Annotated in this window: 18 protein-coding genes; 5 read left to right on the top strand and 13 right to left on the bottom strand. The window is 72.9% G+C overall.

Annotated features, from left to right (window positions below):
- Positions 1-140: 140 nt before the first annotated feature.
- Complete coding sequence (locus OF819_RS11145) at positions 141-971, bottom strand: alpha/beta fold hydrolase (RefSeq protein ID WP_267243280.1); 831 nt, start codon at positions 969-971, stop codon at positions 141-143.
- Positions 972-1,141: 170 nt separating this feature from the next.
- Between OF819_RS11145 and OF819_RS11150 the strand changes: the two genes are divergently transcribed.
- Together OF819_RS11150 and OF819_RS11155 are read left to right on the top strand one after the other, a co-directional pair.
- On the top strand, positions 1,142-2,026 hold the full coding sequence (locus OF819_RS11150; RefSeq protein ID WP_267243281.1) for an RNA polymerase sigma-70 factor: 885 nt from the start codon (positions 1,142-1,144) through the stop codon (positions 2,024-2,026).
- A 262-nt stretch (positions 2,027-2,288) separates the two neighbouring features.
- The gene (locus OF819_RS11155; RefSeq protein ID WP_267243282.1) at positions 2,289-3,056 is read left to right on the top strand and encodes a GntR family transcriptional regulator; all 768 of its coding nucleotides are present in this window, start codon (positions 2,289-2,291) and stop codon (positions 3,054-3,056) included.
- Positions 3,057-3,081: 25 nt separating this feature from the next.
- On the opposite strand, the gene OF819_RS11160 is transcribed toward OF819_RS11155, so the two are convergent.
- Positions 3,082-4,239, bottom strand: coding sequence for an ROK family transcriptional regulator (locus OF819_RS11160; protein WP_267243477.1), 1,158 nt, complete (start codon positions 4,237-4,239; stop codon positions 3,082-3,084).
- Between the two features lie 176 nt (positions 4,240-4,415).
- On the opposite strand from OF819_RS11160, the gene OF819_RS11165 reads away from it, so the two are divergent.
- Complete coding sequence (locus tag OF819_RS11165; protein WP_267243283.1) at positions 4,416-4,829, top strand: hypothetical protein; 414 nt, start codon at positions 4,416-4,418, stop codon at positions 4,827-4,829.
- Between the two features lie 308 nt (positions 4,830-5,137).
- Here OF819_RS11165 and mug read toward each other — a convergent pair whose 3' ends face one another.
- From mug to OF819_RS11195, 6 genes are all read right to left on the bottom strand, one after another.
- Positions 5,138-5,701 carry a G/U mismatch-specific DNA glycosylase gene (gene mug, locus OF819_RS11170; protein WP_267243478.1) on the bottom strand — a complete coding sequence of 188 codons (564 nt, stop codon included), beginning with the start codon at positions 5,699-5,701 and terminating at the stop codon, positions 5,138-5,140.
- A 32-nt stretch (positions 5,702-5,733) separates the two neighbouring features.
- Positions 5,734-7,176, bottom strand: a complete 1,443-nt coding sequence (purB, locus tag OF819_RS11175) for an adenylosuccinate lyase (protein WP_267243284.1) — start codon at positions 7,174-7,176, stop codon at positions 5,734-5,736.
- Between the two features lie 96 nt (positions 7,177-7,272).
- A complete protein-coding gene (locus OF819_RS11180) occupies positions 7,273-8,076 on the bottom strand; it encodes an SGNH/GDSL hydrolase family protein (RefSeq protein WP_416370516.1) in 804 nt (267 codons plus the stop codon).
- A 76-nt stretch (positions 8,077-8,152) separates the two neighbouring features.
- Positions 8,153-9,166, bottom strand: a complete 1,014-nt coding sequence (locus tag OF819_RS11185; RefSeq protein WP_267243479.1) for a hemolysin family protein — start codon at positions 9,164-9,166, stop codon at positions 8,153-8,155.
- Positions 9,163-10,533: a hemolysin family protein gene (locus OF819_RS11190; RefSeq protein ID WP_267243286.1), complete on the bottom strand. Its 1,371-nt coding sequence runs from the start codon at positions 10,531-10,533 to the stop codon at positions 9,163-9,165. The genes OF819_RS11185 and OF819_RS11190 overlap by 4 nt, the downstream gene beginning before the upstream one ends.
- Before the next feature lie 75 nt (positions 10,534-10,608).
- Complete coding sequence (locus OF819_RS11195; protein ID WP_267243287.1) at positions 10,609-11,487, bottom strand: TIGR03621 family F420-dependent LLM class oxidoreductase; 879 nt, start codon at positions 11,485-11,487, stop codon at positions 10,609-10,611.
- Positions 11,488-11,603: 116 nt separating this feature from the next.
- On the opposite strand from OF819_RS11195, the gene OF819_RS11200 reads away from it, so the two are divergent.
- Together OF819_RS11200 and OF819_RS11205 are read left to right on the top strand one after the other, a co-directional pair.
- Positions 11,604-11,861: a toxin-antitoxin system HicB family antitoxin gene (locus OF819_RS11200; protein ID WP_267243288.1), complete on the top strand. Its 258-nt coding sequence runs from the start codon at positions 11,604-11,606 to the stop codon at positions 11,859-11,861.
- Positions 11,858-12,229: a fic family toxin-antitoxin system, toxin component gene (locus OF819_RS11205; protein WP_267243289.1), complete on the top strand. Its 372-nt coding sequence runs from the start codon at positions 11,858-11,860 to the stop codon at positions 12,227-12,229. Before OF819_RS11200 ends, OF819_RS11205 begins: the two co-directional genes overlap by 4 nt.
- A 43-nt stretch (positions 12,230-12,272) precedes the next feature.
- Here the strand turns inward: OF819_RS11205 and OF819_RS11210 are convergent, their stop codons facing one another.
- The 5 genes from OF819_RS11210 to bioB all read right to left on the bottom strand — a co-directional run bounded on the left by OF819_RS11210 (position 12,273) and on the right by bioB (position 17,290).
- Entirely contained in the window at positions 12,273-12,956 is a 684-nt protein-coding gene (locus OF819_RS11210; protein ID WP_267243290.1) for a class I SAM-dependent methyltransferase, read from the bottom strand.
- Between the two features lie 61 nt (positions 12,957-13,017).
- Positions 13,018-13,383: a VOC family protein gene (locus tag OF819_RS11215; RefSeq protein ID WP_267243291.1), complete on the bottom strand. Its 366-nt coding sequence runs from the start codon at positions 13,381-13,383 to the stop codon at positions 13,018-13,020.
- Between the two features lie 4 nt (positions 13,384-13,387).
- Entirely contained in the window at positions 13,388-14,107 is a 720-nt protein-coding gene (gene bioD / locus OF819_RS11220) for a dethiobiotin synthase (protein ID WP_267243292.1), read from the bottom strand.
- 728 nt (positions 14,108-14,835) lie between these two features.
- The gene (locus tag OF819_RS11225; protein WP_267243293.1) at positions 14,836-16,146 is read right to left on the bottom strand and encodes an adenosylmethionine--8-amino-7-oxononanoate transaminase; all 1,311 of its coding nucleotides are present in this window, start codon (positions 16,144-16,146) and stop codon (positions 14,836-14,838) included.
- Positions 16,139-17,290 carry a biotin synthase BioB gene (gene bioB, locus OF819_RS11230; RefSeq protein WP_267243294.1) on the bottom strand — a complete coding sequence of 384 codons (1,152 nt, stop codon included), beginning with the start codon at positions 17,288-17,290 and terminating at the stop codon, positions 16,139-16,141. Before bioB ends, OF819_RS11225 begins: the two co-directional genes overlap by 8 nt.
- Between the last annotated feature and the right edge of the window lie 90 nt (positions 17,291-17,380).

A 17,380-nucleotide genomic window follows, 5' to 3' on the forward strand; every position in this document is an offset into this window, starting at 1 on the left:
GCAGGCCGTGCGCCCGGCCGAGCCCGCAGCCGCGGCGCCAGAGTGCCCGCCCCCGCCTCCGCCCGCGCGCGGCCGCGTATGAGGCCCCCCGGCGTGCACCGGTTGACGGTCACCGGTTGACGGGGGTCACCGGTGACACGTCACCGGCTGCCGTCGAGGATGACCCGGGCCACCAGCGCCGGGTCGTCGCTCATCGGGACATGGCCGCAGCCCGGCAGCCGGATGAGGCGCGCGCCGGGGATGACGTGCTTGGCCCGCACCCCCTGCCGCCGCAGCAGCAACCGGTCCTTCGTGCCCCAGGCGATGGTGACCGGGACATCCGGGATGTCGTCCGTGAACAGCACCGACCCTCCCGCGACCAGCGTCGCTTCAAACCCCGTGGCGTTGCGCAGCGCCAGCGTCTCCGCGACGGCCGCCTCGGGTGATCTGCGCCCCGGCCGGGCGTAGATGCTGCTGATGAGCGCCGCCCGTCCCGCCGCCGACCGGGAGAGCCGCTCGACCAGCGCGGGCGGCATCGTCTGCGCCCCGATCCGCATCGCCCGCAGCGTGGTGAACGCGTAGCGCCGCTCGGCCTCCGTCCAGAACCCGGCGGGCGACAGCGCCGTCACCGACCGTACGAGCTTCTCGCGGCCCAACTCCAGGGCCAGCAGCCCGCCGAGGGAGTTCCCCGCGACATGCGGCCGCTCCACCCCCAGGGCCTCGCACAGACGGCCGAGCACCGTCGCCACGGTCTCCAGGTCGTACGGCACTCCCTCCGGCAGCGCCGTCGACGTCCCGAAGCCCGGCAGGTCGATGGCGATGACATCGCGCTCCGCGGCCAGAACGGCGAGCACCGGCTCCCACGCCTGCCAGTGGTGCCCGATCCCGTGCAGCAGCAGCAGCGGCTCACCGGCCCCCGCGCGTTCATAGGTCACCGTCAGGGCGCGGCTGCCGGCTGGAGTGTCGACGGGGAACGAGATCTCTGCGGCCATACTGCGCTCCTGACCCATGAACCGGTCCATGGGCTGAACCCTGGACCCACCCATGAACATAGACGGACTGTCAGTAACAATTACCGCTCGGTAGCATAGGGCTCAAGAGGCCGAACGCGTCATTCACACCGCGCTGTGCCGAGCCTGAACGGGTGTGCTGGGATGGAACCGTGGCGACCGACACCGTGACCGACGTCTTCGAAGAGCACCGCCCCCTCCTGACCGGAGTGGCTTACCGCATGCTGGGCGGAGTGGCCGACGCCGAGGACGTGGTCCAGGAAGCATGGCTGCGCTGGTCGGCCGGGGACCGCGGCGGCGTCGCCGAGCCGCGCGCCTACCTGGTCCGCGTCACGACCCGGCTGGCCGTCGACCGGCTGCGGCAGATCACCTCGCGCCGGGAGTCGTACGTCGGCCCCTGGCTTCCCGAACCCGTCGTCACCGATGTCGCCCACGCCGCCCCCGACGCCGCCGAGCGGGCCGCGCTGGCCGACTCGGTCTCCCTCGCCGTCCTCGTCGTCCTGGAGTCACTCTCCCCGCTGGAGCGCGCCGTGTTCGTGCTCCGCGAGGCGTTCGCCTTCCCGTACGGAGAGATCGCCGCCGCCCTCGACCGCTCCGAGGCGGCCGTGCGCCAGCTCGCCGGCCGCGCGCGCCGCCATGTGCAGGAGCGCAGACCGCGCTACGACGTCGACCCCGTCCAGTGCCGCGAGCTGACCGAGCGTTTCCTCGCCGCGGCCGCCGGCGGCGACTTCGACGCGCTGCTGACGCTGCTCGCCCCGGACGTCCGGCTTGTCGGGGACTCCGGCGGCAAGGCCAAGGCCCCGCTGCGCGTCCTGGAGACCGCCGACAAGGTCGGCCGCTTCCTCGCCGCCGTGTCCCAGCAGTCCGTCGGGCAACTGGAGATCCGCTTCGTCGAGATCAACGGCGCGCCCGCGCTGCTCGCCCTGGCGGGCGGAAAGCCGGACAGTGTTTTCCAGCTGGCAATCAGGGACGGACGCATTCAATGCGTCTACGTCATCCGCAATCCCGACAAGCTGGCCTCCCTGCCCGTGGGCTGAATCCCCGCACGCGAGCCGAATCCGCAGGCCGGACGCCATGGCCGGAGCGGCTGCGAGATTCTTTTCCGCCACCTTCCCGCCGCCGTCCGAACACGCAGCGGCATCATGCCGTTTCACTGAGTAAGCTGCGCTGGATTGGTCTTGACCAAGGGTGTGCGCCGTCCTATGGTCACAGAGTTAGTGCAGGAACCTTTAATAAACAAAGGCGCGAAAAAGGGCGCGGCAAAGCCGCCGCTGGCAGGGCGATTGGCGGAGGATCAGGGTGGGGACCACGCAGCTGGAGACAGTGCCGGAGCCTAAGTATGTGCACCTCAAGACCGTGATCAGCGAAGCGCTCGACTCGGACTTCGCGGTGGGGGAGATCCTGCCCAACGAGCGCGACCTCGCCGCCCGGTTCGGCGTCGCCCGCGCCACGCTCCGGCAGGCGCTCGAACAGCTTGAGCTGGAAGGCCGGTTGCAGCGCCGCCGCGGCGTCGGCACCACCGTCGCCCCGCCCCGCATGGGCGTGGACGTCTCCACCCCCCGGCACGGCTGGCCCGGCGCCGGACAGGACGCCTGGCAGCCGGTCGGCTGCACGACCGCGCCGCCGCCCTGCTCCGTGGCCCGGCTGCTTGACGCGGACGACGGCGAAGAGGCCCACACGGTGCGCCGTCTGCGCCTCAGTCAGGGCCAGCCGGTGGCCGCCGAACTGCTGTATGTGCCCCTTGCGTCAGTTCCCGCCGCGCCGGCCGTCGTCGACGTCCCCTCGGGTCCCGCCCGCGCCCGGTCGGTTCTGCGTGAGCTCCAGCGCCTCACCCTCGAAGGGCAGGACCGCGCCGTCGAGCTGGGCTCCGCACGCGCCGACGACGCCAAGGAGCTCGACCGGCTGCCCGGTGCGCCGGTGCTCGTCGTCACCACCCGGTACTTCTCCGGCGGCCGGACCGCGGCCGTCTCCGTCGCCACCTACCGGGCCGACACCTGCCGGCTCACCTTCGGCGACTTCGGAGACCTGGAAATCAGCCACCACGGGCAGCGGCGACAGGCCTCCTGAGGCCGCTCACGGGTCGCGCGGGCGGTCATCGCCGCCCCGTCACCGACCCTTCCACGGCGAAGAGCTGCTCCTCCAGATGATCCAGCGCAAGCCGCAGCGCGCCCGTCGCCACCGCCGCCTCACCCAGCAGCGAGAGCGTCACCCGGGGCGGGCGCAGACAGAACCGCGACAGCTGTGCCCGCAGCGGATCGAGCACGCCGTCGAGGCCCGCCGCCCAGCCGCCCACGATCACCACCTCGGGGTCGAGGGCGAGCACCAGCGCCGCCACATCGTGCACCAGCCGCTGGATGAAACGGTTCACCGCCGCCTGCGCGCGGGCGTCGCCCTGCCGTGCGAGCGCGAAGACGCGGGCCACCGCCTGCTCGTCAAGCGGATGCAGCGGCTCGTCCGTCGTCGACAGCAGCGTCTCCGGGGTCGCCTCACGCCCCAGCAGATGCAGGGCGCCGATCTCGCCCGCCGCGCCGCCGAAGCCCCGGTGCAGCCGCCCCCCGATCAGCGAGCCGGCCCCCGGGCTGAGTCCCGCCAGTACGAAGACGATGTCGTCGGAGTCCGTAGCCGCGCCCTTCCAGTGCTCGGCCACGGCGGCGGCGTTGGCGTCGTTCTCCACCAGCACCGGGCAGCGGAACGACCGGCGAAGCCGCTCGCCCAGGGCCAGCCCCGTCCAGCCGGGCAGCGCGGTCCCCAGCCGCACCGTGCCGTCCGCCTCCACGATCCCGGGCGAACCGACCCCGACCGCCCGCAGGCTGCCCCGTGCCACACCGGCCCGCCGCAGCACATCGGTCACCGCCGACCGCACCCGCTCCAGCCGCTCGTCCGCCGAGGCGGTTTCGGACACCTCTCGGGAGCCCGCGCCGATGATCCGTCCGTCCAGCCCCGACAGCAGCGCCGCGACCCGGTGCGCACCGATCTCGACCCCCAGCAGATGCCCCGCCTCGGCCCGGAAGCGGAACCTCCGCGCGGGCCGGCCCTGCCTCCGGGCCTCGCCCTCCTCCGGAGCCGCCTCCACCACCAGACCGTCCCCGATGAGCCCCTCGACCACGCCCTCCACCGTCGGCCGGGACAGACCGGTGATACGGGTCAGATCGGTCAGCGTGGGAGTGCCCGCGCCACGCAGCGCATGGAGTACCACCGCGGAATTGATCCGCCGCAGCAGCGACGGATCCCCGCCGGTCAGCCGCCCCACCGTTGTGTCCTCCCAGCTCGAGCGCATGTCACGCGGATGGTACTCGCTGGTCGCGAGCGCGGCGAGTGGCGCAGGGGGCGAGGGAGCCGTGACAGGGGTGGCCGGAAGTGAGCGCTCGCGACGGCCGTACATCTGACGGAACGCCATATGTCAGTGCCGACCGGTTTACTGACGGCATGACCGCTGCGGACCGGCTCGCCGAGATAGACCTGCTGCGCACCCGGGCGTTCGCCGAGGACGGACCCGGCTACCACCTGGTGGAGCTGAGCGGCGGCGACGCGTCCGGGGGCGCGGCGGAGGATATGTCATGGGAACAGGCGTGCGAGCAGTGTGAGGCGGAGTGCGATGCGCTGGTGGCGCTGCTGAGCGCGCGCTGGGGCCGGGCGGATCCGTTCACCCTGTGGTCCCTGTCCGTGCGCAGCGCCTCGGGGGACTCCATCCCGGCCTCCTGGGCCGCGCTGAGCCACCTTGTGGACTACGTCCACGCCTGGGAGGCGGGCGACCGCTGGATAGCCGTGGGCACGGCGAGGCGGGATCGGGAGCGGGGGGTGGGGGTGCTGGTGCTGGTTGCGGGGGACGCGCCGCCGTAGGGGGCCGTGCGGGATTTTTCCCCCTCCCCACCCCTTCCCGTAACCGGGGGCTCCGCCCCCGGACCTCCGCGCCTCAAACGCCGGCGGGGCTGGGTTTCTGGTCCCTGCGCCTCAAGCGCCGGCGAGGCTGAATGTGCTGGCTCCTGCGCCTCAAGCTCCCCCAGCTACCGCTGGGAGGTACCCCCAGGCGGGGCTGAGTGTGGGCTGCCAACGTCGGCGGGCTGGGATTTGGTGCGGCCAAATTCAGCCCGTCCGGCGCTTGAGGACACGGCCGAAGGCCGTACGGGGGTCTGGGGGCTTGCCCCCAGTTACGGGAAGGGGAGGGGAGGGGGAGCAAACCCGTCCGCAGCCACCCGCAGGCGGGCGAACTCCTCCGCCATCGTCTCCGCCGTCCACCGCGCGTTCAACCCGCTCGGATTCGGCAGCACCCACACCCGGCTGTCGCCGATCACCCGCTCCTGGCGGCCGATCCGGGCCGTCCGGTCGTCGAACGCCGTGCGGTAGGCGGTGACGCCGACCACGGCCAGCCAGCGCGGCCGGAGGCGCTCCACCTTGGCCCGGAGGGCGGCGCCGCCCGTGCGGAGTTCGTCGGCGGTCAGCTCGTCCGCACGTGCCGTCGCCCTGGCGGCCACATTGGTGATGCCGAGCCCGTATGAGAGGAGCTCGTGCTGCTCCTCGGGCCGCAGCCGCCGCGGGGTGAAGCCCGACAGCTCCAGCACCGGCCAGAAGCGATTGCCGGGCCGGGCGAAGTGGAAGCCGGTGGCCGCCGACATCAGGCTGGGGTTGATGCCGCAGAACAGCACGGACAGGCCGTCCGCGGCCACATCTGGGACGGTGCGGTCGCGGGCGGCCGCAAGGTCCGCGGGGGTCAGACGGCGGGTCGGCAGGCGGGGCGGGCGGCGGGTCAGAGGATCGACCCCGGGGTGTAGCCCGCGGCCTCCGGGTGCTGCTTGACGATCTCCTCGACACGACAGACCACCGCGGCGACCTGGTCGGCCGCCGCGCCCGTGAACGACAGCTTGTCGGCCATCAGCGCGTCCAACTCCGCCCGGTCCAGCGGAATCCGCTCGTCCGCCGCCAGCTTGCCGAGCAGCTCATTGCGCTCCGCGCCCTGCTCACGCATGGCCAGCGCTGAGGCGACGGCATGCTCCTTGATCGCCTCATGGGCGACCTCACGGCCCACCCCGGCCCGCACCGCGCCCATCAGGACCTTGGTCGTGGCCAGGAACGGCAGATACCGGTCCAGCTCCCGCGCCACCACCGCCGGGAACGCCCCGAACTCGTCGAGCACCGTCAGAAACGTCTCCAGCAGCCCGTCGAAGGCGAAGAACGCGTCCGGCAGTGCGACCCGGCGCACCACGGAGCAGGAGACATCGCCCTCGTTCCACTGGTCGCCCGCGAGCTCGCCGGTCATCGAGGCATAGCCGCGCAGGACGGCCATCAGGCCGTTCACCCGCTCGCACGAGCGGGTGTTCATCTTGTGCGGCATGGCGGAGGAGCCGACCTGCCCGGGCTTGAAGCCCTCCGTCACCAGCTCGTGCCCGGCCATCAGCCGGATCGTCTTGGCGAGGGACGAGGGGGCCGCGGCCAGCTGCACCAGCGCGGAGACCACGTCGTAGTCCAGGGAGCGCGGATAGACCTGGCCGACGGAGGTGAAGCCGTGCGCGAAGCCCAGGTGCGCGGCGATCCGCCGCTCCAGCTCAGCGAGCTTGGCGGGGTCGCCGCCCAGCAGGTCCAGCATGTCCTGGGCGGTGCCGACGGGCCCCTTGACGCCGCGCAGCGGGTAGCGGCCGAGCAGGTCCTCAAGCCGCCCGTACGCGACGAGCAGCTCGTCCGCCGCCGTTGCGAAGCGCTTGCCGAGGGTCGTGGCCTGTGCAGCGACATTGTGCGAGCGCCCGGCCATGACCAGCTCCGCGTACTCCCCGGAGAGCCGGCCCAGCCGCGCCAGCACCGCCACGGTGCGGTCGCGCATCAGCTCCAGCGAGAGCCGGATCTGCAGCTGCTCCACGTTCTCCGTCAGATCGCGGGAGGTCATGCCCTTGTGCACATGCTCATGGCCCGCGAGCGCGTTGAACTCCTCGATGCGCGCCTTCACATCGTGCCGGGTGACCTTCTCCCGCTCGGCGATCGACGCGAGGTCGACCTGGTCGAGCACGCGCTCGTAGTCGGCGAGGGCCGCCTCGGGCACCTCGATTCCGAGGTCCTTCTGTGCGCGCAGCACCGCAAGCCAGAGCCGGCGCTCCAGCTTGACCTTCTCCTCGGGGGACCACAGGGAGGCAAGCTCCGTGGAGGCATAGCGGCCGGCCAGGACGTTGGGGATGCGGGGCTTCGCAGACGAGGCAGTCACGTGCACAGAGTCTACTGGCGGTTTGTGCAGGCCAGCGCCATGGCCCCGGTTGTGCGTTGCTACGAGGCCCGGGCGGCGGCCGGGGACGTCCGGGCCTCAGACGGCCCCGGGCTCGTACGGCAGCAGCTCCGGGTGCTTCGGAGGGAGGCCGTCGCCGGAGGAGCGGCCGGTGAGCCGACGCCCGATCCAGGGGCCCAGATGGCGGCGGGCGAACCGCAGATCCTCGATGCGCCGTGCCGTCCAGGCGGGACGCGCCGCGGGCGGCAGCGGGGCGCGCCAGTCTTCCTCCGCCTCCAGGCCGAGCGTCTGCCATACCGCCTCGGCGACCCTGCGGTGCCCCTCGGCCGTGAGATGCAGCCGGTCGGCGTCCCACATCCGCGAATCGCCCAGGACCTCGGCCCCGTACAGGTCCGTGACCAGCGCGCCGTGGCGTGCGGCCACCGTTTCCACATGCGTGAACAGCTGCTCCATGCGCGGGCGGAAGCGTTCCATGACGGGGCCGCGGCGGCCCGGGCTGCGCATGAGCACGAGCTGCCGGCAGCTGGGCGCGAGTCGCTCCGCGGCCTGCTCCAGCAGCGCCCGCACCCGCCCCATGTCGCAGCTCGGGCGCAGGGCGTCGTTCAGCCCGCCCACCAGGGTGATCACATCCGGCCGCATGGCCGCGGCCCGGTCTGCCTGCTCCTCGACGATCTGCCCGATGAGCTTGCCCCGCACGGCGAGGTTCGCGTACCGGAAACCGGGGGTGCGGGCGGCGAGGCGGGCCGCCAGGAGGTCCGCCCATCCGCGGTAGGAGCCGTCGGGCAGCAGATCCGACATCCCTTCCGTGAATGAATCGCCTATCGCGACAAAACTCGTGTAGTGGGCTGTGCTCGTGTACGGGGCTGTCGGCCTGTCGGTCATCTCCATGGCGGACTGATCATACCGTTCGGTATGCCGCAGCGGTCCGGGCGCGTTCCACAGCCGCCGCCCGCGGGCGTCAGCCGGGACGCCCCACGAGTTCGCGCAGCACGTCCTCCATCGTCACCAGCCCCTGCGGCCGGTCCTCCTCGTCCAGCACCGCCGCCAGATGCGTACGGCTGCGCCGCATCGCCGTCAGCACATCGTCCAGCGGGGCAGTCCCGCGGACCCGGGCCACCGGCCGCAGCGCCGGCACCGGGAACGGCGCATCCCGCCGCGGCGCGTCCAAGGCGTCCTTCACATGCAGATAGCCCAGGATCCGCCGGCCCGCGTCGACCACGGGGAAGCGGGAGAATCCCGACCGCGCCGACAGCGCCTCCAGCTGCGCCGGAGTCGTCCCCGCCGGTGCGCAGACCACCTCCTCCAGCGGCGAGGCCACCTCCCGCACCGGCCGCCGGCCCAGCTCCAGGGCGTCCCGCAGCCGCTCGGCCGCCCGGTCGTCGAGCAGCCCCGCCTCGCCCGCGTCCTGCACCAGCCTGACCAGCTGGTCGTCGGAGAACGCGGCCGCGACCTCGTCCCTGGGCTCCACGCGCAACAGCTTCAGCAGCGCGTTGGCGAACGCGTTCACCGTGAAGATCACCGGCCGCAGCGCCCGTGCCAGGGCGACCAGCGGCGGGCCCAGCAGCAGCGCGGACCGCTGGGGTTCGGCGAGCGCGATGTTCTTGGGGATCATCTCGGCGAGCAGCATGTGCAGATACGTCGCCGCTGTCAGGGCGATGACGAAGGAGAAGGGATGGATCAGGCCGTGCGGCATGCCCAGCGCGTCGAACAGCGGCTCCAGCAGATGGGCGATGGCGGGCTCGGCCACGATGCCGAGCACCAGCGTGCTGAGCGTGATGCCCAGCTGGGCGGCCGCGAGCAGCGCGGAGACATGCTCAAGACCCCACAGCACGCTGCGGGCACGGCGGTCTCCCGCCTGGGCGGCCGGTTCGATCTGACTGCGCCGGACGGAGATCAGCGCGAACTCCGCCCCGACGAAGAAGGCGTTCACGATCAGCATCAGCAGACCGATGCCGAGCTGAAGGGCGATCACCACGGCGCGTCCCCCTGCCCGCCTGCCGTCTCACCGGGGTGCGGACCGCCCGCGCCGCCCGGCGACGGCGGCGCGTGCAGCAGCACGCCGGCCGCGCGCCGGCCCGAGGCGTCGGCCACCTCCAGCCGCCAGCCCGCCAGCTCGATCGCGTCGCCCTCCTCGGGAATGCGCCCCAGCACGGTGGCGATCAGCCCGGCCAGCGTCTCGTACGGCCCTTCCGGCGCCAGCAGCCCGATCCGCTCCAGCTGGTCCATGCGCGCCGCGCCGTCCGCGGACCACAGCGCCCTGCCGTCCGCGTCCTCGCCCGCCGCCGCCAGGTCCGGCGTCTCGTGGGGATCGTGCTCGTCCCGTACCTCGCCCACGACCTCCTCGACGATGTCCTCCAGGGTCACCACCCCCGCAGTGCCGCCGTACTCGTCGATGACGACCGCCATCGAGGAGCGGCCCGAGAGCCGGTCCAGCAGCCGGTCCACCGACAGCGAGGCTGGCACGAGCACCGCCTCGCGCAGCAGCTCCGAGACCCCGTGCCGGATCCGTTCGGCGGCCGGCACCGCCAGCACATCCCTGATGTGGGCGACGCCCACGACCGTGTCGAGGGTGTCCCGGTAGACCGGGAAGCGGGACAGCCCGGTGGCCCGTGTCGCATTGGCGACGTCCTCCGCCGTGGCCGTCACCTCCAGCGCCATGACCTGCACACGCGGGGTCATCACATTCTCCGCCGTCAGCTCCGGCAGGCTCAGGGTGCGTACGAACAGCTCGGCGGCGTCCGCCTCCAGCGCGCCCTGCCGGGCGGAGTGGCGGGCCAGGGCGATCAGCTCCTGCGGGCTGCGCGCAAAGGCCAGCTCCTCCGTCGGCTCCATGCCGAGCCGCCGTACGATCCGGTTCGCCTCATTGTTGAGATGGCCGATCAGCGGGCGGAAGACGGCGGTGAACATCCGGTGCGGCGGGGCCACCGCCTTGGCGACCGCCAGCGGCGAGGAGATCGCCCAGTTCTTCGGGACCAGCTCGCCGACGACCATCAGGACGACCGTGGACAGCGCCGTGCCGATGACCAGGGCGACGGAGGAGGCCATGGAGCTGGACGCGCCGAGTCCTTCGAGCGGCCCCCGGATCAGCCGGGCGATCGACGGCTCGGCAAGCATGCCGATCACCAGATTGGTGACCGTGATGCCGAGCTGTGCCCCGGAGAGCTGGAAGGTCAGACTCCGTACGGCCCTGAGCGCGCCGGCCGCGCCCCGCTCGCCCCGCTCGGCCGCCCGTTCGAGATCGCCGCGCTCGACCGTGGTGAGGGAGAACTCCGCCGCGACGAACGCCCCGCACGCCAGTACGAGCAGCACCGCCACGAACAGCAGGAGCACTTCGGTCATCGGTTCACCTCCGTCCCATGGTCCGGCAGGGACGGAGGAAACGCGCGTACGGGCGTCCGGGCGGCGGGCCGCGGGTCAGCTGCCGCGCAGCTCCTCGATCACTGGGGCGAAGGTCTCCATGGCGGGGTCGAGCACGGTGAAGTACGAGAATCCGTACCGCCGCCGGTGGGACCGCAGCCGGTCGGCGATCTCCCGGACCGTGCCGACGGCCAGCACCGGCAGCGCCAGCAGCTCCTCCTCGTCCAGATGGGGTGCGTGCCGGAGCATCGGCCGAACGGCGGAGGCGGGGTCGTCGGTGATCACGACCGTCTGGAGGAGCAGATTCAGCTCGGCCGGCGTCGTCCGTCCGGCGGCCGCGGCCCGGTATGCCGCGACCCTTCCGTCGAGCTGCTCGGCCGTGAGCGCGGCAAGGCCGTCCCTGCCCTCCCGGGCGCCGGTGAAGGCCACGGTCGCCGCCCGCCCGGCGGCCAGCCGCAGCACCCGGTCGCCGTTGCCGCCGATCAGCAGCGGCAGCCGCGGCCCCTGGACCGGCCGCGGCTGATGGGCCGCGTCGCCGAGCAGCCGGTCGAGCTCCTCGACCGTGCGCCTCAGATGGCCGACACGGCCGCCGGGGGAGAGGAACGGCAGCCCCGCCCGGTCGTGCTCCTCCTTCACATACCCGGCCCCGAGCCCCAGCTCCAGACGGCCGCCGGTGAGGGCGTCCGCGGTGGCCGCCTCCCGGGCGAGCAGCGCCGGGTTCCAGAATCCCGCGTTGAGGACGAAGGTCCCCACGCGGGGCCGTGTCGTCGCGTCGGCGGCGGCGACCAAGGCGGCGAACGGCGCGGGCATCCCCAGATGGTCGGGGACGAGGATCACGTCGTAGCCGAGCTCCTCGGCGCGTCTGCACCGCTTGCCCCACTCGCCGCCATCAGAGGGCGTCAGCATATTCACTCCGAACCGGAACGGCCGTTCCATGAAACCTCCTTGACAGGCTGTGAGCCGCTGTAGGCAGCCTCCCCGGATCCCATCCGGTCGAACTCGCGTACGCGCTTCTCTTGTGAGTGCTAGCGTCTGCGCGCTAGCGTGTGAGCGTGGCCAAGACACAGCTCAATGTGCGCGTGGACGAGACGACCGCGGCGGCGGCCCGGGAGCGGGCGACGCAGCGCGGCATCAGCGTGAACCGCTATATCGAGGAGCTCGTCCAGCAGGACGCCGGCGAGGCGGGGCGCACTTTCGTCGAGGCGGCGGCGGACTTCATGAAGCAGTACGAATCCGTCTTCGCCGAGGAGCTCGGCGACCCGGCGAGACCTGGCGGCCCCGGCGGGGGCGGCCGTCCCGGCCGGCGGTGAGCCTGCGGATCGACCTCGCCTGGCTGCTGATGATCGCGGAGCATAAGACGCCCGGCGATCCGCAGGTCGTCGACTGGGGCGCCCTCGTCGCCGCGGTCAGCCGGCACGAGGCGGAGATATTCGGCGTACAGGTCTATGCGGACCCCTATGCGCGGGCCGCAGCCCTGTTGCAACTCCTGCTGCACGTACCGGCGCTGGAGCACTCGAACGCGATGTTCGCCTGCGCCGTCGCGTACGGCTATCTCGTCGCCTCCGGTCTGAAGGTCGCCACCTCTCCCGAGCAGGTCAGAGACCTGGCCCGACTGATCAGGGACGACCACGCGGACGTCCGCGCGATCGCGAAGCAGCTGCGCCGCTGGACTCTCTGACCCGGGGCCCTCCGGCCGGACCCGCGGACGCCTCCCCGCGGTGTCAGGCATCCGCGTCCGGCAGCGGACGGCGGGCCGTGCCCAGGACGCAGGGGGACGCGGGAAGCGGCGGCCCCGATTCCGGTACCCGGAACCTGCGGTAATCGCCCAGTTCAAAGCCCGCGGCCTCGATCGCGGCGATCGTGTCCCGAGCCGTATGACAGCCCCCGAAGAGCAGCGGCCACACCGTCCGGTCCAGCGCCCGCTGGCATCCGGCCAGTCCACGGCCCGGGGCCAGGCCGTGCTCGAAGAACCGCAGTTCCCCGCCGGGCCGCAGCACGCGCCGCAGCTCGCCCAGCGCCCGCGGCACATCGCGTACCGTGCACAGCACCAGCGACGCCACAGCCGCGTCGAACGCCTCGCTCTTCACCGGCAGCGCCTCCGCCACACCCGGCACCACATCCACCGGCACCTCGGCGTGCACAGCCGCCTCCAGTGCCAGCTTCCGCAGCATGCGCTCCGGTTCCAGCGCGACGACCTCGCTGACCGACGACGGGTAGTGCGCGAAGTTCAGGCCATTGCCCGCGCCGATCTCGATCACCCGGCCCGAGAGCCCGGCGAGCAGCTCATGCCGGTAGGCCGCCACCCCGCCCTTCTCGTCGGCCGTCACGCTCCACTTGGCGTAGAAGCGGGCGAAGACGGGATGGTGAACCGCGTCCCGGGGCATCTTCGAGCTGCGCGGCAACATCGCGGACCTCCAGGGGGCGGCGGCGGGACGTCACCGTCATTGTCCCCCGGCGCGGCCGATGTCAGCCTTCCGTGCCGCCGACGAAGCAGAACTCATTCCCCTCCGGGTCCCGCATGACCTGGAACCGCCCCTGTTCATCGGTCACCACTGCCCCCACGCGCCGCGCGCCGAGCCGCACGGCCTCGTCCGCCGCCGTGTCGACGTCGCCCGCGTCCAGATCCAGATGCAGCCGGTTCTTGGCGGACTTCGCCTCGGGGACGCGCTGGAAGGCGACACGGGCGAAGCCGGGAGGGTCGACATACGACCAGTCGGGGGCCCGGTCGACCGGGTCGCCCCCGAGGAGGGCGGCCCAGAAGCGGACCGGACGGGAGGGGTCATGGCAGTCGAAGACGATCTCGTCGATCCGTGCAGTGCGTGCAGTGCGCATCGGATCAGCGTACGGGGCCGGGCGCAGCCGCCTCGGGCGGCGCCCAGGTCCCGCCGAGCGGCGGCGCGAGCCAGTGTGCGGCCTGCGCGCGGAACTCGTCCGCCGGCAGCGCGCCGGCTCCCTCCGGCACCGCGCCGAGCAGCGGCGCGCCGGCCGCCTGAGGCAGATCGGCCAGGTTGCACCGCGATGCGAGATCGGGCTCCGCGGGCCAGCTGCCGATCACCACGCCGAGCGGCTCCAACCGCCGTGCGCGCAGGGCCTCCGCGGTCAGCGCGGTCGCATTGAGCGTGCCGAGACCGGCGGGTGCGACGATCAGCACCGGCGCGCCGAGCAGCCGGGCCACGTCGGCGAGCGTGCCGCCGTCGTCGTCGAACCGCACAAGCAGTCCGCCCGCGCCCTCCACCAGCACCAGGTCGTACCGCTGCGCCAGCTCCGCGGCCACGGCGGCCGCGTGCTCGGGGCGCACCGGCGCCGCACCGGCACGCCGCGCGGCCGTCGCGGGCGCCAGGGGCTCGGGAAACCGGCCGAGCTCCACGGCCGCCACATCCCCGGCGAGCCGCGCGGCCTCCTGGGCGTCGCCCGGCTCACCGGGTACGAGACCGGTCTGCGCGGGCTTCAGCACGGCGACGCTGCGCCCCTGCCGCCGCGCGAGCGCGGCGAGCCCCGCGGTGACCACGGTCTTCCCGATCTCGGTCCCGGTCCCCGTGACAACGACGATTCCCATATGCGTTTCCCTCACCTCAGTCCCCATACGCCCCAAGGGCCGACGACTGCCTCCTGCTCCCGGTGCGCAAAGTCCCGTCTGCCTGGCGGCGTCTGGCACGCACTCCCCCTGGGCCCTGCGGGCCCGGGAGGCGCCCCCACGCTGCGTTGTCGTCAGTCGCTGATGCCCGCATGGATTCTCCCCCAGCCTTGGGCCGGGGGTGCTCCCATCCTCCGCCTTGCGATCTCCCCCGCGGCCCTTCGGGCGCGGGGGAGATCGCAGCACCGGACGCCGTCCGGCCCGCCCCTCCGGGCGGACGACGCTGCTTCGACGACACTCCCTAGGCGGTGGCCCGGGGGCCCTGCCCCTGCTCCCACCGCGGCGAGCGGCAGCCGTTGCCACGGACTGCCCCCCGGGGGCCCCGAGGGGCAACGGCAGCCCCTCGGAGCCGTTCTGCTCGCGCTGCGGGGCGGCGACGACCCCCCGCCCCCGGGCTGCCCCTGCCCGCGCCCGCGGAGTGGGGTGATTGGGGGTGGGTGGGACGAGTGCCCCGCCCCGAGGCCGGTATCCCGAGCGCAGACGCCGCGCCCCGGAGCCCGCGGACGGGGGGTGGGGCGATCGGGCGGGTGGGTGGGACGAGTGCCCGCCCCGAGGCCGACGCCCCGAGCGCAGGCGCCGGGCGCCGGGGCCCGCGCCCGCGGGCGGGGTGGGTGGGGCGACACCCGGGGCCCGGGGCTCCGCCCCGGAGGTCACCCCGCCGCGGCCGCGGCGGCCACCGCCGCCGCGATCCGGCTCATGTCCTCATCCCCCGTCACATACGGCGGCATCGTGTAGACCAGGTCGCGGAACGGCCGCAGCCACACCCCCTCGCCCACCGCGGCCCGCGTCGCCGCCGCCATGTCGACGTCGTGGTCCAGCTGGACGACGCCGATCGCGCCCAGCACACGGACGTCCCGTACACCCGGAATGTCCCTCGCCCCGGCGAGCCCGTCCCGCAGCGCCGCCTCAATGCGCTTGACCTCCTGACGCCAGTCCTGGGCGAGCAGCAGATCGATGGAGGCGCAGGCGACGGCGGACGCCAGGGGGTTGCCCATGAACGTGGGGCCGTGCGCCAGCACGGGGACCTCGCCGCGCGAGATGCCCTCGGCCACCCGCGGGGTGCACAGCGTCGCCGCCATCGTCAGATAGCCGCCGGTCAGCGCCTTGCCGAGGCACATCACATCGGGGCTGACCCCGGCGTGCTCCGCGGCGAACAGCTCGCCGGTGCGCCCGAAGCCCGTGGCGATCTCGTCGAACACGAGCAGCACGTCATGCTCGTCGCACGCCTCCCGCAGCACCCGCAGATACGCGGGCGAGCAGAACCGCATCCCGCCCGCGCCCTGCACCACCGGCTCCACGATCACCGCGGCCAGTTCCCCGGCATGGCGGGCGATCAGCGCGCGCAGAGCGTCGGCGTACGCGGGCTCGTACTCCGCAGGCGGCGCGTCCGCGAAGATCTGCTCCGGCAGCACGCCCGACCACAGGCCGTGCATCCCGCCTTCGGGGTCGCAGACCGACATCGGCTGCCAGGTGTCGCCGTGGTAGCCGCCGCGCCAGGTCAGCAGCCGCCGCTTCTCGGGCCGCCGCAGCGAACGCCAGTGCTGCAGGCACATCTTGACCGCGACCTCGACGGAGACCGACCCCGAGTCGCAGAGGAAGACATGCTCCAGCGGCTCGGGGGTGATCTCGACCAGCCGGGCAGCCAGCCGCACGGCCGGCTCATGGGTGAGCCCGCCGAACATCACATGGCTCATCCGCTCCAGCTGCCCGCGCGCCGCCTCGTTGAGCACCGGGTGGTTGTAGCCGTGGATCGCCGACCACCAGGACGACATCCCGTCGATCAGTTCGCATCGGCCGTGGACCGCTTCGGCGAGCCGCAGCCGGACACCCGATGCGGACTGCACCACCAGCGGGTCCGTACGGCCCGGCATGGGGCCGTACGGATGCCAGACGTGCGCCCGGTCCAGCGCCAGCAGTTCGGCGGGGGACAGCGGCTCGCGGGGGGACAGCGGCTCAGGCATTGGGCGCGAGGTCGGTGCCGGCGCCGCGGCGGCGTACGGCCACCAGATCCGTCCGGGCGGCCGGCTGCTCCTCGGGCGGCTCCGCGGCAGCCGTCGGCTCCGATCCGCACACCGACCCGCAGCCGCCGCCCTGTCCGTGCAGCCGGTGCTCCGGCAGCGTGGTCGTCCCCGCGCCCTCCACCTCGAAGCCCGCGTCCGCGATCATCTCCAGGTCCGCCTTGCCCGCCTGGCCCTCGCTCGTCAGATAGTCGCCGAGGAAGATCGAGTTGACCAGGTGCAGCGCCAGCGGCTGCATCGAGCGCAGATGCACCTCGCGGCCGCCCGCGAGCCGCACCTCCACATCGGGGCAGACGAAACGGACCATGGCGAGGATCCGCAGACACCGCTGCGGGGTGAGGTTCCACTCCTTGGCCAGCGGCGTCCCCTCGAAGGGGATGAGGAAGTTCACCGGCACCGAGTCCGGGTCCAGCTCGCGCAGCGCGAACACCACGTCGACCAGGTCCTCGTCGCTCTCGCCCATGCCCGCGATCAGACCTGAGCACGCCGACAGGCCCGCCTGCTGCGCCTGCTGGACCGTCTCCACCCGGTCGGCGTAGGTGTGGGTGGTGGTGATGTCCCCGTATGTGGCCTCAGAGGTGTTCAGGTTGTGGTTGTACGCATCCGCGCCCGCGGCCCGCAGCCGCTCCGCCTGGCCCTCGGAGAGCAGCCCGAGGCAGGCGCACACCTCGACGCCCTCGTTCTGCTCCTTGATCGCCTCGATGGTCTGCGACACCCGGTCGACGTCGCGGTCCGTCGGCCCGCGGCCGCTCGCCACCAGGCAGACCCGCTTGGCGCCGCCGGCCACCCCGGCCGCCGCCGCCTCGGACGCCTCGTCCGGCTTGAGCCAGGTGTACTTGAGGATCTCCGCCTTGGACCCGAGCCGCTGAGAGCAGTAGGAGCAGTCCTCCGGGCACAGCCCGGACTTGAGATTGACCAGATAGTTGAGCTTCACCCGCCGCCCGAACCACTTCCGCCGCACCTTTCCGGCCGCGGCCACCACGTCGAGCAGCTCGTCGTCGGAACTCGCCAGCACGGCGAGCGCCTCGTCACGGGTCGGCGGCTCGCGCCGCAGCCCCTTCTCCACCAGCGTGTTCAGCAGGTCCATGACGCAGATCCTGACGTACCGCACACGCCGCGGCCAAGGAGGAACCCCACAACGGAGCATCTTTGAGGTGTGTGTATGGCCACATCCGCT

It is taken from the genome of Streptomyces sp. PR69, assembly GCF_026420845.1.
GTDB lineage: Bacteria > Actinomycetota > Actinomycetes > Streptomycetales > Streptomycetaceae > Streptomyces.